A 24,717-nucleotide genomic window follows, 5' to 3' on the forward strand; every position below is an offset into this window, starting at 1 on the left:
TACATCTGGTCCCATGATCGATCTACCTGACGACTGGCCCCTGCCCGGTGATGGCCAGAACCCGCCCGCGCGTCCGAGCGGTATTGCCGCACGCGCCATGGCCGCCCGCGGCCAGAGACAGTCTACCGATTACCTGTCCGGCCTGAACCCGGAACAGCGCCTTGCGGTTGAGACGACAGAGGGCCCGGTTCTGGTGTTGGCTGGCGCAGGCACGGGCAAGACCCGCGTGCTGACCACGCGCATCGCGCACATCCTGTCGAGCGGAAAAGCCTGGCCGAGCCAGATTCTCGCCGTCACCTTCACCAACAAGGCCGCCCGCGAGATGAAGGAGCGCATCGGCCTGCTCGTCGGCGAGCAGATCGAAGGGATGCCCTGGCTCGGTACGTTCCACTCGATCGGCGTAAAGATATTACGCAAGCACGCCGAACTGGTCGGGCTGAAGAGCACCTTCACCATTCTGGATACCGACGACCAGATCCGCCTGCTCAAACAGGTGATCCAGGCCGAGGGTCTGGACGACAAGCGCTGGACGGCCAAGACGCTCGCCGGCCTCATCGACGGATGGAAGAACAAGGCGCTCGGCCCGGACGCGATCCCCGAAGGCGATGCGCGCAGCTTCGGCAACGGCAAGGGGCGCGAGCTTTACCGCGCCTATCAGCGCCGTCTGACCGAGCTGAACGCCGCCGATTTCGGCGATCTTCTGCTGCATCCCATCGCGATCCTCCGCAAACATGCCGATGTGCTGGCGGAGTATCACCGCCGGTTCCGCTACATTCTCGTTGACGAGTATCAGGATACCAATGTCGCGCAATATCTGTGGCTGCGCCTTCTGGCGCAACGGCCAGACGGCGGCGCGGTCAATCTCTGCTGCGTCGGCGATGACGACCAGTCCATCTATGGCTGGCGCGGCGCGGAGGTCGACAACATCCTGCGGTTCGAAAAGGACTTTCCCGGCGCGACCGTGATCCGGCTGGAACGCAATTACCGCTCCACCGAGCATATTCTGGCCGCCGCATCCGCGCTGATCGCCAATAATGAAAGCCGGCTCGGCAAGACGCTTTTCACCGATCTGACCGACCCGGACGCCGAACGCGTCAAGGTGCACAATGCCTGGGACAGCGAGGAAGAGGCCCGCGCTATCGGCGAGGAGATCGAGGCGCTCCAGACGAAGGGCGGGAAACTCAACGATATCGCCATCCTTGTCCGTGCCTCGTTTCAGATGCGCGAATTCGAGGAGCGCTTCGTCACGCTCGGCCTGCCCTATCGCGTGATCGGCGGGCCGCGCTTCTATGAGCGCAAGGAAATCCGCGACGCCATGGCCTATCTGCGTGTGGTCGCGCATCCCGCTGACGATCTGGCCTTTGAGCGGATCGTCAATGTGCCGAAGCGTGGGATCGGCGACACGAGCGTCCGCCTGATCCACGACACGGCGCGCGCGCGGCAGTGCCCCATGCTTCAGGCTGCGGCCGATCTGGTCGGCACTGACGAGGTCAAGGGCAAGACCCGCAGCTCGTTGCGCGAGGTCGTCGAAAACTTCAGGCGATGGAGCGAAGCCCTTGATTCGACTCCGCATGTCGAACTGGCTGAATCGATTCTTGAGGAAAGCGGCTATATCGACATGTGGAAGGCGGATAAATCCGCCGACGCAGCGGGCCGCCTCGACAATCTTAAGGAACTGATCGAGGCGATGGGGGAATATGACAGCCTGCGCGCCTTCCTCGAACATGTCGCGCTGGTGATGGACAATAGCGGCGATAGCGATCTCGATGCTGTCTCGGTCATGACGCTGCACAGCGCCAAGGGGCTGGAGTTCGACACTGTTTTCCTGCCCGGTATGGAAGAGGGCCTGTTCCCCCACCAGCGCAGCATGGATGAGGGCGGCCGCGCCGGTCTGGAGGAAGAACGCCGCCTGGCCTATGTCGGTGTCACCCGTGCCCGGCGCAATCTGCATGTCTGGTTCGCGTCCAACCGCCGTATCCATGGCCTATGGCAGAGCACGATCCCGTCGCGGTTCGTCGACGAACTGCCGGAGGCGCATGTCGAGGTGATGGAAGCGCCGGCAAGCTATGGCGGCTATGGCGCGGGCGGGTTCGGCGAGCGCGGCGGCTATGGCGCGTCCCGCTTCGATAGGATGGAGCCGTTCGGCTCGTCCTACGGCTCGCCCGGTTGGCAGCGCGCGCAGAAGAACCGCACCGACGCAACCCGCGAGAACTGGGGCGGGCGCTCCGGCATGGGCGTGTCGTCCCGCGTCGAGCGGATCGGCTATGGCGAAGCGGATGGCGGGCGGCGCGGCCGCCAGATCGAAGGCGAACTGGTGGCCAAGAGCGTGACCGACGAACCGGGCCGCTTTTCCAAGGGAGACCGGGTGTTTCATCTCAAATTCGGCAATGGCAATGTCGTGGCCATCGACGGTAACAAGCTGACCGTCGAATTCGACAAGGCCGGCCAAAAGCGCGTGCTGGAAAGTTTTCTCAACCCGCCGGGTTGAGGATCTGCTCTATGTCCGACGAGAACGCGCCTGAGGAACCGCCGAAGAAGACCCATCTTCTGGGCTTCTCCAAGCGAACCCATGCGATTATCTTCGCGGTTTCTGTGGCGATCGAGATTGCGATCGTCATCGTCTTCGGCGCTTCGCTCTGGCAAGGCGCCAAATGGGCATGGGCCTGGCTGGCAGGCGGATAAACCGCCGCGGCCCCCTTCAACCGGGTCGCAAACCGTGCGGCGAGCGAAAATCCGGACATGAAAAAGGCCGGCGCAAGCCGGCCTTCCCAAGGCTTCGTCAGCGATGCCAGTACATCCGTGGTCATCGCGCCAAAGCCGTTCCGCCATGGCCTGCTCCCTCGGGAACGGGCCGGCGAACTTGATCCGATCAAGCGGCCGAGAGGTTCTCGGCGGCGCTCTTGCCGGTGCGGCGATCGGCGACGACTTCGTAGTTCAGCTTGTCGCCTTCGGCCGGAGCAGCCATGCCGCTACGCTCGAGAGCGGAGATATGAACGAAAACGTCCTTGCCGCCATCGTCCGGCTCAATGAAGCCGAAGCCTTTGGTCGTGTTGAAGAATTTTACGGTACCGGTAGCCATTTGGCGATCTCCTCAAAGAAAAATCGGTACAAAGATACGCCCCAGATCGGGGCATGGTGAGTATCGATATTTCAGAGAGTTCACAGTGCGTGCCGAAGCACGGGGATGGGAAACGTCCATCAAGATCGATGCCGATGATGTAGGTGCTTTGGCCGTTAATAGCAAGGCGGCGCGCAGTGATTTTGCTCATGAGCCAACGAATAGTGAGAAGCCTGCGATTGTAGAGCGGCGAGGAGCCAAGGCCACCTTCGACCGTGCGGCCGACAGGAAGGGTGCGGCCAGGGCCTCGTCCGATGAAGAAACCCGCCGATATTTCGACGAATGACTTATGAGCATATGCAACAATTTGTGACAAATTTTAACCGAATCTAACCTTTGGGAAGATCATCACTGGGCACACGCAGTTCGTATCCCGCGCACTGTCCGGAACTTGGCGAAAGTGATTGAAATGCAAACCGATACGCAAAAGCAGACGACAACCGATATTGCCGGCCGCCTTGCTTTTCTCAACATGGATGACGCCTGCCTGGAACGGTTGCGGGAATTGCGACCGGTGATCGCGCGCGATCTTCCAAAAGGGCTGGAACGCTTTTACGATGTCATCCGCCAGACGCCGGAAACCCGACAGTTCTTTTCGTCCGACCAGCATATGAAGTCCGCGCAGAAAGCGCAGATCGGTCATTGGATGGCCATTCTCGAAGGCCGCTTCGACAACGACTATACCCGGCGGGTCCAGCGTATCGGCAACGCCCATGCGCGGATCGGTCTTGCGCCGAGTTGGTACATTGGGGGCTACAGCCTGCTGATGGCGCAGCTCATTGCCGGAATCGTCGATGAATACTGGCCGAAGAAGCGCCTGTCCCGGTCCGCCTCGCCGAGTGCCGCTAAAGACTTCAGCGATCGTCTGGTCAGCCTGACAAAGGCCGTTCTGCTCGATATGGAACTGTCGGTTTCCGTCTATATCGAAGAGGTGGAAGCAGCCCGCAGGGCAGAGCAGGATGCGGTGGATGCGGAACGCAACATGGTGATGGGAGCCTTCCGACATGCGATCCAGGCCCTCGCGAAAAAGGATTTGACCTACCAGATCGACGCCGATCTCCCCGATGGCTACGCTACGGTGAAGGCGGATTTCAATGCCGCCCTTCAGCAATTGGCTGCCACGATGGACGAGATCGGCGGGTCTGCCGAAAAGATCCAGTCCGGTTCCGTCGAAATCAATGCCGCAGCCAGCGACCTATCGCGTCGCGCCGAGATCGGAGCGGCATCCGTTGAGGAAACGGCCGCCGCGCTGGAAGAGATGACAGCCAATGTAAAATCGTCTTTCGAACGAGCCGAAAAGGCTGGAGACATGGTTGCGCAAACGCGCCAGAAGGCGGAATCTTCCGGGCAGATCGTGACGGATGCCGTGGAGGCAATGGGGCGGATCGATTCATCTTCCGAGGCCATCTCAAGTATCATCGCCGTGATCGACGAGATCGCGTTTCAGACCAATCTTCTGGCGTTGAACGCCGGTGTGGAAGCCGCGCGCGCAGGCGAATCGGGCCGAGGCTTCGCCGTGGTCGCCTCCGAGGTCCGCGTTCTGGCGCAGCGCTCCGCTGGCGCGGCGAAGGAAATCAAACAGCTCATCGAGGGATCGAGAAAAGAGGTCAAGACAGGCGTACAGCTGGTCTCCGATACCGGCGAGGCGCTGGCCCGCATGGTCGAGGACGTGCGCCAGATCAGCCAGGATGTGCTGGCGGTGGTGGACTCAGCGCGCGAACAGTCGGCCGGCCTCGATGAAATCAACGCTGCCGTGTTGTCGCTCGACACCGCCACCCAACAGAATGCAGCCATCGCCGAAGAACTGTCGGCGGCAAGCGATTCGCTCAGCTCGGAAGTCCACGCCATCAACGCTATGCTGGCCGCGTTTCAAGCCTTGCGGGAAACGGAAGATGCTGCCGATCTGGCCGCCTGACAAGGCCTGTCAGTCAACCGGTTGGGCGTTCTGGCGTATGGAACTGCGTGAGCCGCCCGGCGGGGACTTCAAGATGACGTTGTCGATGGGCCGTTCCACCAGCAATCGGCCCAGCCAGAGCCAGACGGGCGCTAGCCACTTTTCCCAGACGGCGACAACGAGAAGCGAAAGTCCGATAATTGCGATGGCCACAAAGCCTATGGACAGGAGCGGCCACGTCGCTGGCGCGAAATGCGCCAGAAGCGTCAGACCGATGGCATTGTGCAGTAGATATAGCGGATAGGTCGCAAGCCCCAGCGCACGGGCGTGCGGCAACTTCAGCTTTGCCGCCGACGGCGTCGTCGCGGCACAGAAAGCCACGAATATTGCTACGGTGACCCAGGCAGCAATAACCGGGTCGTGAACGACGCCCCGCAATTCGCTGATTTCTTCGGCGCGATCGACGACCTGAACCAATGCGACACCGAGCGCGAGGATCAGTGCTGCGACACGAATTGGCGACCAGCCGGTCATCTGAACTCGGGCGAACAGGATTCCGGCGGCGAATAGCGGCCAGTAATCCGTCAGACTGGTATGGCGCAGCGGCGTGAATTCACCAGCCGCAAGCGCAACGAGAACACAGATCGCCGCTGCCTCGAGCCGGTGGACGTTTCCGGCTACGATAAGGCCGAACACAAGCGCGTAGAAGAACAGTTCCCGGGCGAGCGTCCAATAGACATCGTCTATACGCGAAAAGCCGAACACTTCCGGCACCATCGAGATATTTGCGACATATTGCCCGGTCGATACGGGACCGAACGGCTCTGGAAGGACCGTCAGGACAAACGCTGTCGCGCTCATGCAGAGAAAGAATGTCGGCCAGAGCCGCACGAAGCGCTTGCGCGCAAACGTCCCTGGGCTCTGTCCAACCACCGTCAGTGCGATCGCAAAGCCGGATACCACGAAGAAGGCGTCGACGCCGAGGTGGCCGTGCCGCGCCGCCAGATTACCCATCGGACCGAGATCCACGGCGAACGGCAGAACGCCCTCAAGCTCGCCATCGTCGCAATAGTGGAAGAGCATCACGGCAAGAGCCGATAGAAAACGCCCATAATCGAGCCAATGAAAGTTGCGCTGTGCCATATTGAGACGCTCCGGTCGCGAATTGCCCCCTGCCCCGCAAGTTCCATGCCGGGCGGCATTGTTCACGCAGACATTCGCTGTCGCATCCCGTGCTGGCTGCTACGTTTCTGACTGATGTTGGGCAAAGTGTATCCACAATCCTCCGACGGACTGCTTCGGTTGGCGTGAGGACTGACGTCGGCCCTGTCCAAACCATCCTCCAGACACGGATTGAAGGGGTAAATCCTGTAAAAAGTCATACAAATTCACAGACCTTAACACTTCTGCGCTGCACAAAATGACATCTTTTTGACAAGGCCAAAGGCGCTTTTTCCGTGACAGATCGCACGAGGTGGCGCATATCCAGCCTCAAGCGGTTGGCCGAAGTTACGGGCAGTTGCCTTCTTCTGCCGCACTGCCGCGCCACAGACCGTTACAGGTTTTTACATTGTCAATGACGAGGACCCCGCAATGAGCGCTTATCAGCAAACCATTCAGGATATTCAGGACCTGAAGAAGAAGTTCGAGACCTGGGGCGATATCGAGCCGGAAGCGGTCGCCCGTATGCGTGCGCAGAACCAGTTCAAGACCGGCCTCGACATTGCGCGCTATACTGCGAAGATCATGCGCGAGGACATGGCCGCCTACGATGCCGATCCGAGCCAGTATACGCAGAGTCTCGGCGCCTGGCACGGCTTCATCGGCCAGCAGCAGATGATCTCCGTCAAGAAGCATTTCGGCTCCACCAAGCGCCGATACCTCTATCTCTCCGGCTGGATGGTTGCGGCCCTGCGCAGCGAATTCGGCCCTCTCCCCGACCAGTCCATGCACGAGAAGACCTCCGTGCCCGCGCTGATCGAGGAGCTTTACACCTTCCTGCGCCAGGCCGACGCCCGGGAACTCGGCATGCTGTTCCGCGAACTGGATCAAGCGCGTGAGAATGGCGACACCAACCGCGCCAACGAACTGCAGCACAAGATCGACAATCACGAAACGCATGTCGTGCCGATCATTGCGGATATCGACGCCGGCTTTGGCAATGCGGAAGCGACCTACCTCCTGGCCAAGAAGATGATCGAAGCCGGCGCCTGCGCGCTGCAGATCGAGAACCAGGTCTCCGACGAAAAGCAGTGCGGCCACCAGGACGGCAAGGTCACCGTGCCGCATGAAGACTTCCTGCAGAAGGTGCGCGCCTGCCGCTACGCCTTCCTGGAACTCGGCATCGAGGACGGCGTGATCGTTACCCGCACCGACAGCCTCGGCGCGGGTCTGACCAAACAGATCGCCTACTCCAAAGAGCCGGGCGATCTCGGCGACCAGTACAACGCCTTCCTCGATTGCGAAGAAGTCACTGTCGAGGAATTGAACGCTTCCGACGTCGTCATCAAGCGCGACGGCAAGCTGATGCGTCCGAAGCGCCTTCCGTCCAACCTTTTTCAGTTTAAGCCGGGCACCGGCGAAGACCGCTGCGTGCTCGACTGTATTACCTCGTTGCAGAACGGCGCTGACCTGCTCTGGATCGAAACCGAGAAGCCGCATATCGGCCAGATCGGCGGCATGGTGAAGCGTATCCGCGAAGTGATACCGAACGCCAAGCTGGTCTACAACAATTCGCCGTCCTTCAACTGGACGCTGAATTTCCGCCAGCAGGTCTTCGATGCATGGAGCGAAGAGGGCAAGGATGTGTCTGCCTATGATCGCGACAGGCTGATGAGCGTGGATTACGACGGCACGGATCTGGCCATCGAAGCCGATCGCCGCATCCAGTCCTTCCAGGCGGATGCCGCGCGTGAAGCAGGCATCTTCCACCACCTCATCACCTTGCCGACCTACCACACGGCGGCACTGTCGACCGACAATCTGGCCAAGCGTTATTTCGGCGACGAAGGCATGCTGGGCTATGTCGAGCCGGTGCAGCGGGCGGAAATCCGCCAGGGCATCGCCTGCGTCAAGCACCAGAACATGGCCGGCTCTGATATCGGCGACGACCACAAGGAGTACTTCGCTGGCGAGGCTGCCCTCAAAGCGGGCGGCAAGGACAACACCATGAATCAGTTCGCCGCCGAGTAATCATGTTGAAAACCGGGCGGCGCATCGGCGTCGCCCGGCTGATCGCTCCGCTCCTGCGGGCGATCTGGGGTCGGCTCGGGGGCAAGCCGGCCCTTTTTGCGTTTTCATAGCAGGCTCGTCCATGGCGGCGTGGTTCAGCGATCCAGGAAGACCATACGTAAACAGATCGTTAAACTTTTAATCGGATAATCGATAAATGATGATCGATCGACGTCATGGATGGAGACTTTCCGACGGCTGGTTTGCTGCGCTCTTGAACCGCAAAAGCCAGCGCATCATCGATGTCGGCGATCTATTTCTGTTGCCACAGCGTCCATCGATCGTCGATTTGATGCTGGGCCGCCTCAGGCTCGGCAAACCTTTCCGCCGCCGCTGACGGTCGACCGGCATCGACCTTATACCGAACCGGTCTCATGTCTTTCCAGAAACGCCGTAATATCGAGTTTCTGCATATCCGATATGGCATCGTATAGCCGCTCCAGCGGCCAGTCCCAAAGCGCAAGACGCTCCAGCCTTTCGGCAATCGCTTCGGAAAAGCGCCGGCGAATGGGCCGCGCCGGCACCCCGCCGACAATTGTGTAAGCCGGCACATCGGCGGTCACGGCGGCATTTGCACCGATCACAGCGCCATTGCCGACAACGACACCAGGCATGATGACGGCGCCATGGCCGATCCAGACATCATGACCGATTGTCACGCGTTTGGCTGCACGCTCGCCCCGCCATTGCGCATCGAGGGGCTGCCAACGGAAATACTCGTTCGGCCGATAGGTGATCTTGTGACCGAGCGGACGCCCGATCGGATGATCGAGCGCATTGATCCGCGCATTGGCGGCAATCGAACAGAACTTGCCGATATCGGCATGGATCGCCTCGCCCTGCCGCTCGAAATAAGTGAAGTCGCCGACATGAACGTCGCGGAGGATGACCCGCTCGCCAACCTCCGCATAGCGGCCGATCCGGCAGCCCTTCAGCCGCGCCGTGCTGTGGATGCGTGGCTCGGGATCGAGAAACCGCAGCTCTTCGTCACGGTTCTCGTCGTACGCAGCCTCAGGCCGATCCGTCACTGGCCGGGCTCACCGTTTTCCCATGCCACATCGGCGCTCCATAGCGGCACGGTCGAAATGCTCATTTTCGCCGAGCCATCCTGCACCTGCTGGGCATGGGCGAGATAGACCAGCGTCTTGTTCTTGGCATCGTATATCCGCGTGACGCGAACGCTCTTCCAGATCAGCGACTGGCGCTGCGAGAAGACATGCTCACCCTCCTCGTCGAGCTCGATATCGCCGATCTCCACCTTCTCGGACACCTGCCGGCAGGCAATGGAATTGTTGGAGGGATCTTCGAACCAGTTGCCTTTCTGCAGGCGGTCGATCACGCCGCGTTCGAAATAGGCGACATGGCAGGTCACGCCCTTCACCTTCGGATCGGCAATGGCTTCGACGATGATATCGTTGCCGAGCCAGTCGACATCGACTTCGCCGACTTCTTCTGCCGTGGAAGGCTGAACGAAGGCGAGACAGCCGGCGAGCATGGCGAGCGCATATTGTTTCTTCAAATACATGGTTTCAAACCTTTCTGGACGCTTGGGGCATGCAGTGGCATATAGGATGGATGGTGCGACAATCCCACGCCAGAACTATCGCCGCTCTCTATCTTCTGACCGGCGTTGTGGCCATAGCGGGCCTGGTCAGTCTGAGCGGCTGGCATATGCATGGCTTGGCGATTTATCAGACGCTCACCACGAGCGGCATCACCTGTCTTTGAGAGTCGAGCAGGCGCGCTAGTTTCACCAGCGGCTTCCGCCCGATATTGCCTCGCACAATCTTTGGGCTATCTTTGCCACGATCAACGGCCTAGCGCCCACCCGCCGGAGCGGAACTTTTGCACGACATAGCATTGAAACTGGCCTTTATCGGCGCGGCAGGCATCGCAGCCCAATGGATTGCGTGGCGCACTCACCTACCGGCTATCGTCCTTTTGCTGGCAGCGGGCTTCGTGGCCGGCCCTTTAACCGATTTCATCAATCCGGTCAGAGATTTCGGTGACGTTTATCGGCCCGTCGTTTCGCTGGCGGTCGCGATCATCCTCTTCGAAGGTGGCCTGACACTCAATTTTCGGGAGATCCGCGAAACTTCGATGGGTGTGCGTCGACTGATCTATTTCGCTGGCCCGCTCGTCTGGGCGACGACAGCGCTTGCGGCGCATTACGTGGGCGGCCTGTCATGGCCGACCGCCGCGGTGCTGGGCGCCATTCTCGTTGTGACCGGCCCGACCGTCATCATGCCAATGCTGCGTCATGCGCAACTGGCCAGCCGTCCTGCATCCCTGCTGCGTTGGGAGGCGATCGTCAACGATGCGCTCGGTGCGCTGTTCGCGGTCATCGCCTTTGAGACCTACATGGTCACGTCTGGCCATCACGAAGCCGGAAACCTCCTTCTCAGCATCGTTTTTGCGGCTGTGGTGGCGGTTGGCGGAGGCTATCTGTTGGGCCGTTTCATCGCTTACACCTTCACGCGCGGGCACGTGCCGGAGTATCTCAAGGTGCCCGTTCTTTTCGCGGTGGTCATCAGCGGCTTTGCGCTGACCAATGTGATTCTGGAAGAGGCCGGTCTTCTAACCGTGACCGTCATGGGCATCACGCTCGCCAACAGCCGCATGGCGAGCCTCGGAGACCTGCGACGCTTCAAGGAGGCGATGACCGTCCTTCTTGTGTCGTCGCTCTTCATCCTGTTGACGGCGGCTCTGGATATGGACGTCATCAGGCAGCTCGGCTGGCAGGCTTTCGCCTTCGTCGTGATGGTCATGTTCGTCATTCGCCCGGTTATTATCGGTCTTGTCACGATCGGCGCCGGTCTTTCCTGGAAAGAACGGCTTCTCGTCGGCTGGATCGCGCCGCGCGGCATCGTCGCGGTGGCCGTGTCAGGCCTGTTCGGTGCGGCACTGACCGCCAATGGCGTGGCCGATGGTCCCGTCATGGTTGCCTATGCGTTCGCGGTGGTCACGGCGACGATTCTTGCTCATGCCTTTACGCTGACGCCATTGGCCCGGCTGCTCGACCTGCGCTCCACGGCCCGGCCGGGCGTCCTGATCGTCGGCGGTTCGCGTTTTACCACCAATCTTGCCGTTCGCCTGCAGGATGACGGCGTGCCGGTGCTGATTACCGACCGGGAGTATGACAGGCTTCGCGAGGCCCGTCTGAGGGAAATCCCCACCTGGTTCGGCGAGGTGCTGAGCGAGGAAGCGCATCATCGCCTGGATGTCAGCCGCTTCTCCACGGTTATCGCGGCGACGGCGGACGATGCCTATAACACGCTGGTCTGCACCGATTTCGGACCCGAGGTCGGGCGCGACCGTGTCTTCCAGATCGGTGACGGTCGGCCTCGTCCTGACAGCCAGACGATGAACTTCACGCTGGGCGGACGCCCCCTCACACGCGATCCTGAACAAGCCTATTTCGATCTGCGTGCGTTGATCGATCGGGGTTACGTCTTCACATCCACCACGCTGACCGATGAGTTCACCTACGAACAGTATCAGGAAAGCCGCCCCGACAAGACGATCCTTCTGCTCTGGATCACCCAGGGGGGGGACCTCGTCTTCCGCTCGACGACTCGTGAGAACAATCCAGCGCCAGGCCACAAGCTGATCAGCTTCGGGCCGCCGCCGCGCGATGCGGAGACCCGGCGACGCGAGCATGAAGAATGGCGAAACGGCAAGGATGGGGAAACAAGCGACGAGCGTGAAACACGCGACACCGTGCCGTTGGAGAAGCAGCCGTCCGACCCGCCAAAGCCCAACCTGCCATGACCGAAGAAGACTGTCGGTTCTATCTGACCGCGACCCGTGCGGTCGCGCGGGCTGCCTACGATTGGGCCGGTCAGTTCTTCGAAGACGATGGATACGCCGTCGTTCTGCAAGAAATCGATGAAGATCGAGACATTTTCGAAACGTCGGTCTACCCCCTTGGCGACTCCGAACGGGTCGCCGACGCATTCAGAGCGTGGGTCGCCGAAAATGCGCCGGCTGAAGAACTCCGTAGGGAAGTTTTTCACGATGTCGATTGGGTGGAGAAATCGCTTGAGGGACTGAAACCGGTTCAGGCAAAGCGGATCACCGTTCACGGTCGGCATGACCGCGCAGCGGTGGGACTTGGCCAAATCGGCATCGAGATCGAAGCCGGCCAAGCCTTCGGGACCGGCCATCATGGCACCACGGCCGGTTGCCTCATCTTGTTGCAGGATATCTTAAAGGCCGAGCGGCCGCAGACCATTCTGGACCTCGGCACGGGCAGCGCCGTTCTGGCCATTGCAGCGGCGCGACTGTCGCCCGCTCACGTTATCGCAACGGATATCGACGCTGTCGCCGTGGAGGTCGCCCGCCACAATGTTCGCCTCAACGGCGTACACGATCGGGTTCGGTGTTGGACGGCCACTGGTTTCGGTCACACGGCCATCAGGGTTGGAGAGCCGTACGATCTCATCGTGGCGAACATTCTGGCCGGACCGCTCAGGCGACTGGCACCGGAAATGGCGCGGCACCTGGCGGCCAATGGATCGGTGCTGCTATCCGGTATTCTGGACGAACAGCGGCGCAGCGTCATTGCGGCCTATACCGGGCAGGGATTCCGCCACGTCCGGACCATCCATCGGGAAGGATGGTCCACGCTTCACCTGAGACGCTAGATTATTGGCCGAGCCGCTCAGAAGCGGCGACCGCCGGTCGGGAAACCGGAACGGCGGCGGTCGTTGTCGTCCATCAGTTCCATGTGGTTGCGAACATAGGCAGCGGCCTGACGGCTACGGGCTTCGACCAGGGCGTCGAACATGCCGCGAAATACGTTTCTGTTGCTCATCGGTTTCGATCCTTCGGTTTGTCTCTTGATGTCTTGCTACCAAGATGAGGTGTGTCGCCCTGCGGAACCAGAACCATATGCGCATGACTAACCTCCGCTTTTTGCATATGCGAAGAAACCGTATGCCTAACCCTTTATTCACTCTCCTTGCAGCGCTATCCGCTTGCCTCAGGCTATCGCGCCCCCTAGCTTGGCGGCTTGTGATTTCCGATGGGACAGACAAATTATGGCGCATTATCAATCCTTTGCAGCTCCGGCGGAGAAAGTGCCGGCGGCAGAACGGCTGTCTGCGCTGCGAAAGCTTATGCGCACGGCCGATGTCGACGCGATCCTCATACCTCACGCCGACGAGCATCAGAGCGAATATCTGCCGGAACGCGCCGAACGCCTTGCCTACGTGACCGGTTTCACCGGTTCCGCCGGCGCCGCGATCGTTCTGGCTGACGAAGCCGTTCTATTTGTCGATGGCCGTTACACGCTTCAGGCGAAGGGACAGGTCGATCCTGCCCTCTTCACCGTCGAAAGCCTCGTCTCGAACCCGCCCTCGGCATGGATCGCGGAACGAGACGGCCCCCTCCGTCTCGGCATCGATCCCTGGCTGCACACGATCGGCGAGACCAAGGCGCTGGATCGGGCCTTGTCCAGCAGGGGCGGCGCGCTCGTCTTTCTGGAAGAGAACCCGGTAGACGCCATCTGGCCGAACCAGCCGCCTCCCCCTCTCGGCCAAACCCGTATTCAGGCGAAAGAGCATTCCGGCCGACTGGCCAGCGACAAGATCGAGACCATGCAGGCGGCCATCGCCAAGGCCGGTTTCGACGCGACGGTTCTAACCGATCCCGCTTCTGTGGCCTGGACGCTGAACATTCGCGGCTCGGACGTGCCGCACAATCCGTTGACCTTCGCCTTTATGATCGTCCCCGCGACGGACGAACCGGTGCTGTTCGTGGATCGCCGGAAACTCGATCGCGAGGCGCATGCCTATCTGCGCCAGATGGTGACGATCGAGGGGCCGGACGCTTTCGCCGAAGCCTTGGCCCAACTGGGCAGGGCTGACAAGCGGGTCGGTCTCGATCCTGCCCTCGCCTCACGCGGCATTGGCGATGCCATCACGATAGCGGGCGGGTCGGTCGATCCCTTCGATGATCCTGCGCGCCTGCCGCGAGCGATCAAGAACGATGTCGAAATCGAAGGCGCACGTTCGGCCCACCGCCGGGACGGCGCCGCGATGGTGACATTCCTGCATTGGCTTTCGAGGCAGGCGCCGGGCAGCGTGACCGAGATCGCCGCCGTCGAGAAGCTGGAAGCCTGCCGGATCGAAATGGCGATCGCGAATGGCTCCGAGTTGCAGGATATCTCATTCGATACGATTTCGGGTTCCGGGCCGAACGGCGCGATCATGCATTATCGGGTCACGGAAGCGAGCAACCGGACGCTGGGCGGAGGCGAACTCTATCTCATCGATTCCGGCGGCCAGTATCTGGATGGGACCACCGACATCACCCGCACCGTCGCTATTGGCGAGCCGATCGGACAAATGCGTCGCCACGCCACCATAGTTCTTCGCGGCATGATCGCGCTCACCCTTGCGCGCTTCCCGCAAAAGGCCTGGGGGTCGGAACTCGATCCGATCGCCCGGCGCCCGCTATGGATGGCCGGCATGGATTATGCGCACGGCACGGGCCATGGCGTCGGATCGTTCCTGGCCGTTCATGAAGGTCCGCAACGGATCGCGCGGACGGGCAAGGTGCCGCTTCACGCCGGCATGATCGTCTCGAACGAGCCCGGTTACTATCGCGAAGGGGCCTATGGCATCCGGCTTGAAAATCTCATCGTGGTGGAGCCGGCCTCTGATATTGCGGGCGGCGATACGCCCATGCACGGTTTCGAAACCTTGACGCTCTGTCCCTTCGACCGCCGCCTGATCGGTCCTGAACTGATGACCTCCGATGAGATCGAATGGCTGGACGCCTATCATCGGCGTGTCGCAGGCGAAATCGGCCCGCTTCTTTCAGGCGACGTTCTGGAATGGCTAAATGAGGCCTGTGCGCCCTTGCAACACAAAAGCGAAGCTAGCTGAACCCGATCTGCCGCAGGACGATGAGAAGAACGGCCGACGCGAAGAACATGCCGGTCAGTTTTGCCCTCAGCCCAATAAAGGCGGCGAAGATGATGGCGGCCCATTCGGCCGGCCCGGCGGTAATCATGGCCGGTGCCACCAGCGTGGTCAGAACGGCGGCCGGCACTGCATTCAGCCCCGCTTGGACGCGCGGATGAATGCGCTCGAAGCGGCTGAGGATGAGATGGCCGCCGATGCGCGTGCCATAAGTTGCGAGCGCGCCGAACAGAATCACCCAGATCATGCCGTTCATGTCGTCCGCTCCTTGGCTTCGGGCGGCATGGGCGGCGGTGCTTCGGGCGCGCCGATCAGAATGGCGGTCGCAATGCCGCAGATCGCGCCGATCGAGACATGCCAGGGCGAACCGACGGTCAGCATGGCCAGCACCGAGCCGGCAGCGCTCGCCCCGACGATCGGGAAGAACGGCTTGCGGGAGCGAAAATCGTAAAGCATCCCGAAAAAGTAGAGGGGCAACATGAAGTCGAGACCCAGCGCCTCAGGATCCTCGATCAGCGCCCCGAAACGCGCGCCGAGATAGCTCTCCAGAACCCAGAGACCATAAATCGTCAGGCCAAGCCCGAAATACCAGGAAAAGGCAACGGGCCGTTTGTCCGCCATTTTCATCGATTCGGCGAATTGCGGATCCGAGAGCACAAACCAGCCCACCAGCCGCTGCCAGGGCCGCCAATGCATTATTTTCGGGCCAAGCGCCGCCGAATAGAGAATGTGCCGGAAATTGACCGCAAAGATCGACAGAACGATCAGCCAGCCCGGCACCCGCCCGTCGAAAAGCTGAAGGCCGACCATCTGACTGGCGCCACCGAAGATCGTCGCGCTCATGAAGGTGGCTTCGAAAACGGAAAGGCCGGTATCGGCGGCCAGCGCGCCGTAGAGAAGGCCGAAGGGCGCGATAGCCGCGCAGATCGGCAGGGACCGGACAATGCCGGCGACAAAACCGGCTGCGGGAGAAAGCGGCGGTGCGGTCACGGGGCGACGCTTCGTCGCATGATCGGACGGGTCGGAGAGCGCCGCGCGACTTCCTTGAAATTGGCGCGGCGAAAGCTCTCGACAAAGCCGGTAAAGGCGTAGAGCGGCGGGTATTTTTCCTTGGGCGTATCGATAGGATAGCCCTCGACGATCGTACCACCCTGCGCCGCGACAAACTCCACGGCGGCGTTGAGCAGCGCGGTGCAGAGCGCCGTTCGCCGATACTCCTTCTTCACCAGGAAACAGGTGACCGACCAGACCGCGGCGTCGTCGACCGGTTTGAAAATGCGGGATGACTTCATGCGCGGAAAGACTTCGCGCCTGTCGACGGAAATCCACCCGGCCGGCTTACCATCTATCCGGGCGATCAGCCCCGGTGGCGGATCAGCCTCGAACCGGGCGCGTATCGCCGCCTTGTTCTCTTCGCCAGTGGCGGCATCCATCTCTTTGGCGCTGCGCCGCCAAAGCATGCACCAGCATCCGCCGCAACCGCCCTTTGGCCCCATCACCTCTTCGAACCCTGCCCAGTCGGCAGGCGCGATATCGGTAACGGTATTCATTCGCTTTCTCCCACTCTGTCGAACCATTCGTCCTCGGTGATGACCTCGATTCCAAGCTCCTCGGCCTTTTTCAGCTTGCTGCCCGCGCCCGGACCCGCGACCACCAGATCGGTTTTCTTCGACACCGACCCGGCCGCCTTCGCGCCCAGCCGGTCGGCCATCGCCTTCGCCTCGTCACGCGACATCCGTTCCAGTGAGCCGGTAAAGACGATGGTTTTTCCGGTAACGGGGGAACCGTTCGCTGCCGGCGCTTCGGCCTCCTCGACGGTCAGTTCGCCGATCAGCCGGTCGACCATCGCGCAATTCTCATCCTGCGAAAAATACCGGGCAACCGCTTGGGTTACCGCCCCGCCGATATCGTCCAGCGCTTCCATCTCCAGCTTGGCGTCTTCGTCGCCTTTCGCCAGCCTCGCGGCCACTATCTCGAACGACGCCCATGAACCATAAGCGCGCGCCAGCGTGCGCGACGTGGTTTCGCCGACATGACGAATGCCCAGCGAATAGATCACCCGGTCGAGCGGCACCGTCCGGCGGGCCTCGATGGCGTCGAACAGATTGCGCACGGACGTTTCGCCCCAACCGTCGCAATTCTTCAGCTTGGTCAGCGCCCTGTCCTGACGCTTCTGTAGCGTGAAGATATCCGCCGGCTCCCGGATTCGCAGGTTCTCGTCTTCGCGTTCGTAAAACCAGTCGATCTGCTTGTCACCGAGCCCATCGATGTCGAAGCCTTTGCGCCCGACCAGGTGCTTCAGGTGCTCACGCCGCTGATAGGGGCAGGCGAACTCGCCCGTGCAGCGCCGCACAACCCCCTCGACGCCCCCGGCGGTTGTTTCGCGCACCAGTGGCGTTTTCAGTTCGCAAAGACACTGGGACGGAAATTCGTAAGGCTCGGTGTCCTTCGGTCGCCTTTCGGGAAACGCGCGTAGTATTTGCGGAATAACGTCTCCTGCACGCTGCACTTCAACCGAATCGCCAAGCCGGACGTCGAGCCGTGCGATTTCATCGGGATTGTGCAGCGTCGCATTGGTGACAACGACGCCGCCGACGGTCACAGGCGTCAAACGGGCGACGGGCGTATGCGCACCCGTGCGACCGACCTGAATGTCGATGGCCAGAAGTTCCGTCACGGCCTTTTCGGCGGGGAATTTGTGGGCGATGGCCCAACGCGGCGACCTTGATACGAAGCCAAGGCGCTCCTGCAAGCGCAGACCGTCGACCTTGTAGACGACGCCGTCAATGTCGTAGCCCAACCCAGCACGATCCTCTTCGATCCGATGATAGTGGGCGATCAGCGCATCGAGATCGGTAAAGCGCTCCATCAGCGGATTCGTCGAAAAGCCGATCTCCGCCAGCCAGCCCACCATCGCGCCCTGCGTGTCGCGCGGCCGCTCCGACAATTCGCCCCAGGCATAGGCAAAGAAGGCGAGCGGACGCGCCGCCGTGATGGACGAATCGAGCTGGCGAAGCGAGCCGGCGGCAGCGTTGCGCGGATTGGCGAAGACGGTTTTCCCCGCCTCCGCCTGCCGCGCGTTCAAGGCCGCGAATTCCTCGTGGCGCATATAGACTTCGCCGCGCACTTCCACGACATCCGGCACGTCACCTTTCAATTCCGTGGGAATGGTATCGATGGTCCGCGCATTGACGGTGACGTTCTCGCCAACCCGGCCGTCGCCGCGTGTCGCGGCGGTAACGAGCCGGCCCTTCTCATAGCGAAGCGAAAGCGACAGGCCGTCGATCTTCGGCTCCGCCGTCAGCGCCAGTTCGACATCGGCCTCCATCTTGAGGAACCGCCGGACGCGCGCGGCGAACTCGCGCACATCCTCGTCGGAAAACGCATTGTCGAGCGAGAGCATCGGCACAGCATGCCGCACCTTTTCAAATTTCTCCGATACGGGCGCGCCGATTCGTTTGGACGGCGAATCGGCAAGGACGAGTTTGGGAAAGCGTTCTTCGATCGCGCTGTTGCGCTTACGCAATTCGTCATAGGCCGCATCCGAGATGGCGGGCGCATCCTCGCCATGATAGCGGCGGTCGTGCTCGGCAATCTCGGCGGCCAGGCGGTCCAGCTCGGCGCGCGCCTCGTCTTCCGTCAGCTTTTCGACCGGCCTGTTTTCAGCCACGATGGGGCACTCCGCATTCAGAACTGCCTGTAGCGATACCGGCCAGTCCCACCAGCGATCAAGCGTGAAGTTGCGTCGGACACACGATCCGAAGCGTCATCCCGTTTCTGCGGCATGGAGAAGCTTTTCCGCTGCCGCGCGCGCTTCGTCCGTGACGGATGCGCCGGACAGCATACGCGCAATCTCTTCGCTCCGTTCGTTTCGCGCCATGGGCGATACCGAAGTCGCCATCCGGTCTTCTCCGCTCTTGGCGATCAGGAAATGCGTTGCGGCACGCGCTGCCACCTGCGGAGCATGAGTGACCGAGAGAACCTGAACAGTCTCCGCCAGCCGTGCCAGACGCGCACCGATCGCATCCGCCACAGCGCCCCCAACACCGGTATCGATCTCGTCGAAGACGAGCGTCGGCGCCGATCCGCGATCGGCGAGCGCGACCTTGAGCGCCAACAGAAAGCGGGAGAGTTCGCCCCCGGACGCCACCTTCATCATCGGCCCGCCGCGCGTGCCGGGATTGGTCTGCACCCAGAACTCGGCGCTATCAATTCCGTCGGCGCTGCGGGCGGCAGGATCGCTTTCGAAATGAACGAAGAAGCGCGCCCGATCCAGTTTCAGCGCTGGTAGCTCGGCCATCACGGCATCGGCGAGAGCCTCCGCCGCCGCCTTGCGCTTTTCGGACAGCAGCGCGGCTGCTTCGTCGTATTCGGCCAACGCTTCCCGCGCAGCTTGTTCCATCATGGCGAGACGTTCTTCGCCCGCATCGATATCGGCAAGATCGTCGGCCATGCGGTCCCGCAGCTCTGGCAGCGCTTCCACGGGCACGTTGAATTTGCGGCTTGCCGCCCTTAGCGAAAACAGTCGCTCCTCTGCGGCCTCCAACTCGTGCGGATCGAACTGTGCCGCACGCTGCGCCTCATCGACCCCGGCCTGAACGGCATCGAGCGCAATCATCGCTTCGTCCAGAGAGGTCACGATCCCCGAAAGAAGTTCGGGATGATCGGCGCTTTTACGTTCCAGCCGCCGCATTAGCGAGGCAAGCTGCCCCATCGGTGCATCCGATCCGGACAGCACCTCCTGCGCATCGGCGATTTCAACTGCGATCTTCTCCGCACGCTGCATGGCCGTGCGCCGTTCGGCCAGTTCCTCTTCCTCGCCAGGTTGCGGGTCGAGTTCGGTCAGCTCTTCGACTGAGGCGCGCAGATAATCGGTTTCTCGCGCTGCTTCCTCGATTCGTGCACGATGAGCCGCAAGACTGCTTTCTGCCCTGTGCCAGGTGGTGTAAATACGCGAGAGACTTTGCACTTCACCGAGCAAACCGCCAAAGGCGTCGAGCAGCACGCGATGCGCCGCCAGATCGACCAGGGCGCGATCGTCGTGCTGGCCGTGTATTTCAACGAGTTCGATACCGAGCTGGCGCATCAGCCCGACGGAGGACGCACGGTCGTTGACGAAGACGCGCGTTCGACCATCGGCGTTCTGCACGCGCCGCAGAATGATATCGCCATCATCGTCCAGATCGTTGTCGCGAAGGATTTGCCGGGCGGGATGGGCCGAGGGAATGTCGAACACTGCCGTGACTTGGCCCTGGCTCTGGCCGGCCCGCACCAGCCCGGCATCGCCGCGCGCGCCGAGTGCAAGTGCCAGCGCATCGAGAAGGATCGATTTGCCAGCGCCTGTCTCGCCCGTCAGAACCGACAATCCGGCGGACAGGTCAAGATCGAGCCGCTCGATCAGCACAATGTCACGGATCGAGAGGGAAGCCAGCATAGCCCGCCGATGATTTCGTGTTCTGCCCGACCGGCCCGGATCAGCCTTCCGACTTCTTGCCGAAGCCGACGCGGCTGAGCCATCCGCCGGAGCTCTGCTGCGGCTTGTAGCCACCTTCCGTCAGCAGGGCATAGGCGTCCTTATACCACTGGCTGTCGGGGAAGTTATAGCCGAGAACGGCAGCCGAGTTCTGCGCTTCGTCCACGAGCCCCATGGCAAGATAGGATTCGGTCAGGCGCGCCAGGGCTTCTTCGACATGGCGCGTGTTGGAATAGTTCTCCACCACATAGCGAAAGCGGCGAATGGCCGCCAGATATTCGCGCCGTTCCAGATAATAGCGACCGACCTGCATTTCCTTGCCGGCGAGCTGGTCGCGACCGAACCGGATCTTAGACTGGGCATCGTCGACATATTCGCTATCCGGCCAGCGTGTGACGACCTGGTTCATTACCTGGATCATCCGCTTGGTTTCTTCCTGGTCGCGCGTCACATCTTCGATCTGCCGCCAGTAGGAGAGCCCGGCAATATAAGTGGCGTAAGCCGCATCGTCGGTTGCAGGGTAAAGTGTCGTGTACCGCTTGGCCGTCTGGATGGCGTCGTCGAACTGGCCCTGCCGGTATTGAGTGAAGGCTTGCATAACCAGGGCCTTGCGGCCGAAATCGGTGTAGGGATGCTGGTTTTCGACGGCTTTGAACTTGCGCCCGGCTTCCGTCATCCGGCCCGCCTCGAGATTGGCGAGCCCTTGGTTGTAGAGGCGGTCGGCCGGTTCGATATTCTCGACGTAGAGGGCCAGATCGGCATCGTCGGTAGAGGTGCATGCGCCGAGAACCGGCAGCACGGCCAGCATGGCCGCCCCTGCAATCATCTTGAACTTTCCGGCTGGAACGCGTTCGATCCGCTCACTCATTGTCTACCCTCAAACCCCAAAACCCGCACATCGCCATAAAGGAAGCGAAGCCCGGCGGCAATCTCGCATCTGTCGTGTGCTGTCATTGTGGCAACGCTGGGGCAATCGCCGATTTCGCCCTTGCCCACCGGCACTCTTTCGGAAGGATGTGACCTGAAAATATCAGTCGAACTCTGGCGCAAGGCTCGGTGCGGCGGCGACCGCCATGGCCATGGCGCCCGCACGAACGGCGGAGCCGGCCATGTCCGTTTCGATGCGCCAGGCGGTTCTGTCGTCCATCAATGCCTTCAGCGCCATGGCATTAATGCGGTGGCCACTGCGATACGACCGGAACGTGCCGATGAACGGCATCCCTGCCAGCGCAAGATCGCCCACGGCGTCCAGCAGCTTGTGGCGAACGAATTCATCGGCGCCGCGAAGACCGCCCGGATTGACGACTCGGTCATCGTCGCCGATCACAACGGTGTTTTCCAGCGAGGCGCCAAGCGCAAAGCCGGCTGCCCAAAGGCCTTCGACATCCTTCATGAAACCGAAGGTTCGCGCGAAAGCGAATTCATGCTGAAAAGTCTCCGCCTTCAGGTCCAGCACCGCGTGCTGGGCACCGATAACCGGGTTGGCGAAATCGATGGCGACATCGAACCGCGTGCCGTCCGACGGCAGAAACTCGGCATAGGACAGCCCGCTCTGCACGCGGACCGGCTTCAAAATTTTCATGTAGCGGCGCGGCGTTGCCAATGTGCGAATGCCAGCTTCCAGAAAACCTTCAACGAAAGCGCGCGACGAGCCGTCCATGATCGGCACCTCGGCCTCGTCGATCTCGACGACCATATTGTCGATGCCGCAGCCCATGGCGGCTGCCATCAAATGTTCGATCGTCGCAATCGATGTGCCGCAAGGCGCGCCGAGAACCGTGGCGAACGACGTCGCAATAACGGAAGATGCTTTGGCGGGCAGGCTAACGATGCGGCCATCGTCGAGCGTACGATGAAAGACAATGCCCGTATTGGCGTCAGCCGGATGGCACTCCATGCGGACGAGACGGCCGGAGTGTACGCCTGCGCTTTCGAACGTAACGCTTTCGCACAAAGTGGTCTGGCGGTCTGACACGCGTCTTTCGTCCCCGTTTTCCATGGGCACCAAGGGTGCCGATCAGGCTTTCAGAAGCACCCGCGCCTCCCCTATTGGCAATCGGGTACGTCATCGGTCTAACCGTCGGGTCGAAAAGAAGGAAATCACGCTTGTTTACCCGAAACGTACGAATCGTAACGTTTGCGTAAAAGCCCCGGGAGAAAATCGCCCAATCCCTTGCACAGCAAAGGGCCGGCCCCTTTCGGAGCCGGCCCTCAAATTGTGAAGATTGTGTGAGGTCAGTTGGCCTGCCGCCGCAGGAAAGCCGGGATTTCCAGTGCTTCCTCTTCACTGCGAACCTGCGGGTTCAAACGGCCGACCTGGTCCGTCTGGCCGCGACGCGGCGCGTAGACCGATGAGTCCTGAGCCGTCGGCCGGCGTTCAGCTGCGGGAGCAGCCGGCGCTGCGGGACGCAGTTTCGGCGCACGCGGCGCGGCATGGGCCGATGGCGCCTCGCTTGGGCGGGCGGTATCGTCCTCACGGCGACCGAGGCCGGTCGTCAGCTTCTTGATCAGGCCGAGCGGGCCACGATCGGCCTCCTCATGCCGCCCATCGTGGCGATGCGCGATCTCTGCGCGAAGCTGCGGCGGGAAATCTTCCACGCTCGGCATGCGCGGCATTTCATCCACCGGCTCGGTGCGTTCGGTCGGTGCAGGCTTGGCCGCGAACCGCGCGTCGGCGGCAGGCTCCATCATCGCCGGCTCATCCAGCGGCAGAGCCTGCTGGCGAACGGGGGCCGGCTGAGCCGCCGTGGAAGCCTGAGGCTCCATATCGCGCCGTGGTGCGACGGGCGCTGGCCTCGCTGCCGCCGGGGCGGGCGCCGACTGCGGCATGGCGCCGAAGATCTGGCTCGTCGGGCGCGCAGCCGGTTCGACCGGTGCGGGGCGAGCTTTCGGCGCCGGGGCGGCCGGCTGAGACGGGGCCGACATTTCAACCGGGCGCGCGGCTGGCGTCGGGCGGGGTGCAGGCTCCACCGGAGCCGCGGCGCGTGCCGTAACAGGTCGCGATTCCAGGACCTGCTGTTCCAGGCTCGACGCATTGCGGTCGATGCCGGTGGCGACGACACTGACGCGGATGATGCCTTCGAGGCTTTCATCGAAGGTCGCACCGAGGATGATGTTGGCGTCCGGATCGACTTCCTCGCGGATGCGGGTCGCCGCCTCATCGACTTCGTAAAGCGTCAGATCGCGGCCGCCGGTGATGGAGATTAGAAGGCCATCGGCACCCTTCATCGAGCTTTCGTCGAGGAGCGGGTTGGCGATCGCCGCTTCGGCGGCGGCCATGGCACGGCCCTCGCCGGACGCTTCGCCCGTACCCATCATGGCTTTGCCCATTTCGCGCATAACCGAGCGAACATCGGCGAAATCCAGATTGATCAAGCCTTCCTTGACCATCAGGTCGGTAATGCAGGCGACACCCGAAAACAGCACCTGGTCGGCCATGCCGAACGCGTCGGCGAAGGTCGTCTTGTCGTTGGCGATCCGGAACAGGTTCTGGTTCGGAATCACGATCAGCGTATCGACGGCCTTGTGAAGGTCTTCGATGCCCTGATCGGCAATCCGCATCCGGCGCTTGCCTTCGAAGTCGAAAGGCTTGGTGACGACGCCAACCGTTAGGATGCCCTTCTCGCGGGCCGCATTGGCCACAACAGGCGCCGCGCCCGTGCCCGTGCCGCCGCCCATGCCGGCGGTGACGAAGCACATATGGGTCGAGGACAGATGATCCACGATTTCATCGATGCATTCTTCGGCTGCGGCGCGTCCGACCTCTGGCTGGCTGCCCGCGCCGAGACCTTCGGTGACGTGCGCACCGAGCTGGATGATCCGGTCAGACTTGCTCATCGCAAGCGCCTGGGCATCGGTGTTGGCCACCACGAAATCCACACCTTCGAGGCCAGCGGAGATCATGTTGTTCACGGCATTGCCGCCGCCGCCACCCACGCCGAACACGGTGATCCGGGGCTTTAGTTCGGTGATATCTGGCTTCTGTAGATTGATACTCATGGTCTTCCCGTCCTTTACCCTCTGGGAGGCTCCTGCGACTGATTGTGACATGGCTGCGGGGGCAGCCATTGCC

At 61.6% G+C, this 24,717-nt stretch carries 23 protein-coding genes; 10 read left to right on the plus strand and 13 right to left on the minus strand.

All coding sequences use genetic code 11. The annotated features are described in order from the left end of the window. The first annotated feature begins 13 nt into the window (after positions 1-13). Both B7H23_RS09595 and B7H23_RS09600 read left to right on the plus strand, forming a co-directional pair. Positions 14-2,488, plus strand: coding sequence for an ATP-dependent helicase (locus tag B7H23_RS09595; RefSeq protein ID WP_094077204.1), 2,475 nt, complete (start codon positions 14-16; stop codon positions 2,486-2,488). Positions 2,489-2,499: 11 nt separating this feature from the next. Next, positions 2,500-2,682, plus strand: a complete 183-nt coding sequence (locus B7H23_RS09600; protein ID WP_094077205.1) for a hypothetical protein — start codon at positions 2,500-2,502, stop codon at positions 2,680-2,682. A gap of 187 nt (positions 2,683-2,869) precedes the next feature. On the opposite strand, the gene B7H23_RS09605 is transcribed toward B7H23_RS09600, so the two are convergent. Next, positions 2,870-3,079, minus strand: a complete 210-nt coding sequence (locus B7H23_RS09605) for a cold-shock protein (RefSeq protein ID WP_094077206.1) — start codon at positions 3,077-3,079, stop codon at positions 2,870-2,872. Between the two features lie 85 nt (positions 3,080-3,164). Between B7H23_RS09605 and B7H23_RS15895 the strand changes: the two genes are divergently transcribed. Further along, positions 3,165-3,404 (plus strand): hypothetical protein, encoded by a 240-nt coding sequence (locus B7H23_RS15895; protein ID WP_139943702.1) that lies wholly within the window; start codon positions 3,165-3,167, stop codon positions 3,402-3,404. A 123-nt stretch (positions 3,405-3,527) separates the two neighbouring features. After that, on the plus strand, positions 3,528-5,033 hold the full coding sequence (locus B7H23_RS09610; RefSeq protein WP_094077207.1) for a globin-coupled sensor protein: 1,506 nt from the start codon (positions 3,528-3,530) through the stop codon (positions 5,031-5,033). 9 nt (positions 5,034-5,042) lie between these two features. On the opposite strand, the gene B7H23_RS09615 is transcribed toward B7H23_RS09610, so the two are convergent. After that, positions 5,043-6,155 (minus strand): acyltransferase family protein, encoded by a 1,113-nt coding sequence (locus B7H23_RS09615; protein WP_094077208.1) that lies wholly within the window; start codon positions 6,153-6,155, stop codon positions 5,043-5,045. Between the two features lie 450 nt (positions 6,156-6,605). On the opposite strand from B7H23_RS09615, the gene B7H23_RS09620 reads away from it, so the two are divergent. After that, complete coding sequence (locus B7H23_RS09620; protein ID WP_094077209.1) at positions 6,606-8,204, plus strand: isocitrate lyase; 1,599 nt, start codon at positions 6,606-6,608, stop codon at positions 8,202-8,204. Positions 8,205-8,400: 196 nt separating this feature from the next. Next, the gene (locus B7H23_RS09625) at positions 8,401-8,580 is read left to right on the plus strand and encodes a hypothetical protein (RefSeq protein WP_094077210.1); all 180 of its coding nucleotides are present in this window, start codon (positions 8,401-8,403) and stop codon (positions 8,578-8,580) included. A 19-nt stretch (positions 8,581-8,599) separates the two neighbouring features. Here B7H23_RS09625 and B7H23_RS09630 read toward each other — a convergent pair whose 3' ends face one another. Both B7H23_RS09630 and B7H23_RS09635 read right to left on the minus strand, forming a co-directional pair. Next, positions 8,600-9,271, minus strand: a complete 672-nt coding sequence (locus B7H23_RS09630; protein WP_094077211.1) for a DapH/DapD/GlmU-related protein — start codon at positions 9,269-9,271, stop codon at positions 8,600-8,602. After that, positions 9,268-9,768 (minus strand): CreA family protein, encoded by a 501-nt coding sequence (locus B7H23_RS09635; protein ID WP_094077212.1) that lies wholly within the window; start codon positions 9,766-9,768, stop codon positions 9,268-9,270. The genes B7H23_RS09630 and B7H23_RS09635 overlap by 4 nt, the downstream gene beginning before the upstream one ends. Before the next feature lie 29 nt (positions 9,769-9,797). Between B7H23_RS09635 and B7H23_RS16035 the strand changes: the two genes are divergently transcribed. From B7H23_RS16035 to B7H23_RS09645, 3 genes are all read left to right on the plus strand, one after another. Next, the gene (locus tag B7H23_RS16035; protein WP_206608886.1) at positions 9,798-9,971 is read left to right on the plus strand and encodes a hypothetical protein; all 174 of its coding nucleotides are present in this window, start codon (positions 9,798-9,800) and stop codon (positions 9,969-9,971) included. 117 nt (positions 9,972-10,088) lie between these two features. Next, positions 10,089-12,014 (plus strand): cation:proton antiporter, encoded by a 1,926-nt coding sequence (locus tag B7H23_RS09640; protein WP_094077213.1) that lies wholly within the window; start codon positions 10,089-10,091, stop codon positions 12,012-12,014. After that, positions 12,011-12,889: a 50S ribosomal protein L11 methyltransferase gene (locus B7H23_RS09645; RefSeq protein WP_094077214.1), complete on the plus strand. Its 879-nt coding sequence runs from the start codon at positions 12,011-12,013 to the stop codon at positions 12,887-12,889. Before B7H23_RS09640 ends, B7H23_RS09645 begins: the two co-directional genes overlap by 4 nt. A 17-nt stretch (positions 12,890-12,906) precedes the next feature. Here B7H23_RS09645 and B7H23_RS16040 read toward each other — a convergent pair whose 3' ends face one another. Next, positions 12,907-13,059 carry a hypothetical protein gene (locus B7H23_RS16040; RefSeq protein ID WP_158215808.1) on the minus strand — a complete coding sequence of 51 codons (153 nt, stop codon included), beginning with the start codon at positions 13,057-13,059 and terminating at the stop codon, positions 12,907-12,909. Positions 13,060-13,285: 226 nt separating this feature from the next. Here B7H23_RS16040 and B7H23_RS09650 point away from each other — a divergent pair, with 226 nt between their 5' ends. Next, positions 13,286-15,136 carry an aminopeptidase P family protein gene (locus B7H23_RS09650; RefSeq protein ID WP_094077215.1) on the plus strand — a complete coding sequence of 617 codons (1,851 nt, stop codon included), beginning with the start codon at positions 13,286-13,288 and terminating at the stop codon, positions 15,134-15,136. Here B7H23_RS09650 and B7H23_RS09655 read toward each other — a convergent pair. From B7H23_RS09655 to ftsZ, 8 genes are all read right to left on the minus strand, one after another. Then, positions 15,129-15,428 carry an AzlD family protein gene (locus B7H23_RS09655; protein ID WP_094077216.1) on the minus strand — a complete coding sequence of 100 codons (300 nt, stop codon included), beginning with the start codon at positions 15,426-15,428 and terminating at the stop codon, positions 15,129-15,131. The genes B7H23_RS09650 and B7H23_RS09655 overlap by 8 nt on opposite strands. Further along, positions 15,425-16,162 (minus strand): AzlC family ABC transporter permease, encoded by a 738-nt coding sequence (locus B7H23_RS09660; protein WP_094077217.1) that lies wholly within the window; start codon positions 16,160-16,162, stop codon positions 15,425-15,427. Before B7H23_RS09660 ends, B7H23_RS09655 begins: the two co-directional genes overlap by 4 nt. Further along, the gene (locus B7H23_RS09665; protein WP_094077218.1) at positions 16,159-16,722 is read right to left on the minus strand and encodes a GNAT family N-acetyltransferase; all 564 of its coding nucleotides are present in this window, start codon (positions 16,720-16,722) and stop codon (positions 16,159-16,161) included. The genes B7H23_RS09660 and B7H23_RS09665 overlap by 4 nt, the downstream gene beginning before the upstream one ends. Beyond that, the gene (gene ligA, locus B7H23_RS09670; protein ID WP_094077219.1) at positions 16,719-18,845 is read right to left on the minus strand and encodes an NAD-dependent DNA ligase LigA; all 2,127 of its coding nucleotides are present in this window, start codon (positions 18,843-18,845) and stop codon (positions 16,719-16,721) included. The genes B7H23_RS09665 and ligA overlap by 4 nt, the downstream gene beginning before the upstream one ends. A gap of 93 nt (positions 18,846-18,938) precedes the next feature. After that, on the minus strand, positions 18,939-20,606 hold the full coding sequence (gene recN, locus B7H23_RS09675) for a DNA repair protein RecN (protein WP_094077220.1): 1,668 nt from the start codon (positions 20,604-20,606) through the stop codon (positions 18,939-18,941). A gap of 40 nt (positions 20,607-20,646) precedes the next feature. Next, positions 20,647-21,471, minus strand: a complete 825-nt coding sequence (locus B7H23_RS09680; RefSeq protein WP_420814483.1) for an outer membrane protein assembly factor BamD — start codon at positions 21,469-21,471, stop codon at positions 20,647-20,649. A gap of 204 nt (positions 21,472-21,675) precedes the next feature. Then, positions 21,676-22,620, minus strand: coding sequence for a UDP-3-O-acyl-N-acetylglucosamine deacetylase (gene lpxC / locus B7H23_RS09685; RefSeq protein WP_240535045.1), 945 nt, complete (start codon positions 22,618-22,620; stop codon positions 21,676-21,678). Between the two features lie 260 nt (positions 22,621-22,880). Further along, entirely contained in the window at positions 22,881-24,644 is a 1,764-nt protein-coding gene (gene ftsZ / locus B7H23_RS09690; RefSeq protein ID WP_094077223.1) for a cell division protein FtsZ, read from the minus strand. Between the last annotated feature and the right edge of the window lie 73 nt (positions 24,645-24,717).

The sequence above is a fragment of the Notoacmeibacter marinus genome (assembly GCF_002238045.1).
Lineage (GTDB): Bacteria > Pseudomonadota > Alphaproteobacteria > Rhizobiales > Rhizobiaceae > Notoacmeibacter > Notoacmeibacter marinus.

Coding starts and splice junctions, on each gene's coding strand:
- B7H23_RS09620 (WP_094077209.1), top strand. CDS start 6,606: ATGAGCGCTTATCAGCAAACCATTCAGGATATTCAGGACCTGAAGAAG.
- B7H23_RS09635 (WP_094077212.1), bottom strand. CDS start 9,768: ATGTATTTGAAGAAACAATATGCGCTCGCCATGCTCGCCGGCTGTCTC.
- B7H23_RS09610 (WP_094077207.1), top strand. CDS start 3,528: ATGCAAACCGATACGCAAAAGCAGACGACAACCGATATTGCCGGCCGC.
- B7H23_RS09615 (WP_094077208.1), bottom strand. CDS start 6,155: ATGGCACAGCGCAACTTTCATTGGCTCGATTATGGGCGTTTTCTATCG.
- B7H23_RS09595 (WP_094077204.1), top strand. CDS start 14: ATGATCGATCTACCTGACGACTGGCCCCTGCCCGGTGATGGCCAGAAC.
- B7H23_RS09665 (WP_094077218.1), bottom strand. CDS start 16,722: ATGAATACCGTTACCGATATCGCGCCTGCCGACTGGGCAGGGTTCGAA.
- B7H23_RS09650 (WP_094077215.1), top strand. CDS start 13,286: ATGGCGCATTATCAATCCTTTGCAGCTCCGGCGGAGAAAGTGCCGGCG.
- B7H23_RS09645 (WP_094077214.1), top strand. CDS start 12,011: ATGACCGAAGAAGACTGTCGGTTCTATCTGACCGCGACCCGTGCGGTC.
- B7H23_RS09625 (WP_094077210.1), top strand. CDS start 8,401: ATGATGATCGATCGACGTCATGGATGGAGACTTTCCGACGGCTGGTTT.
- B7H23_RS16035 (WP_206608886.1), top strand. CDS start 9,798: ATGCAGTGGCATATAGGATGGATGGTGCGACAATCCCACGCCAGAACT.
- B7H23_RS09655 (WP_094077216.1), bottom strand. CDS start 15,428: ATGAACGGCATGATCTGGGTGATTCTGTTCGGCGCGCTCGCAACTTAT.
- B7H23_RS09605 (WP_094077206.1), bottom strand. CDS start 3,079: ATGGCTACCGGTACCGTAAAATTCTTCAACACGACCAAAGGCTTCGGC.
- B7H23_RS09600 (WP_094077205.1), top strand. CDS start 2,500: ATGTCCGACGAGAACGCGCCTGAGGAACCGCCGAAGAAGACCCATCTT.
- recN (WP_094077220.1), bottom strand. CDS start 20,606: ATGCTGGCTTCCCTCTCGATCCGTGACATTGTGCTGATCGAGCGGCTC.
- ftsZ (WP_094077223.1), bottom strand. CDS start 24,644: ATGAGTATCAATCTACAGAAGCCAGATATCACCGAACTAAAGCCCCGG.
- B7H23_RS09680 (WP_420814483.1), bottom strand. CDS start 21,471: ATGATTGCAGGGGCGGCCATGCTGGCCGTGCTGCCGGTTCTCGGCGCA.
- B7H23_RS16040 (WP_158215808.1), bottom strand. CDS start 13,059: ATGAGCAACAGAAACGTATTTCGCGGCATGTTCGACGCCCTGGTCGAA.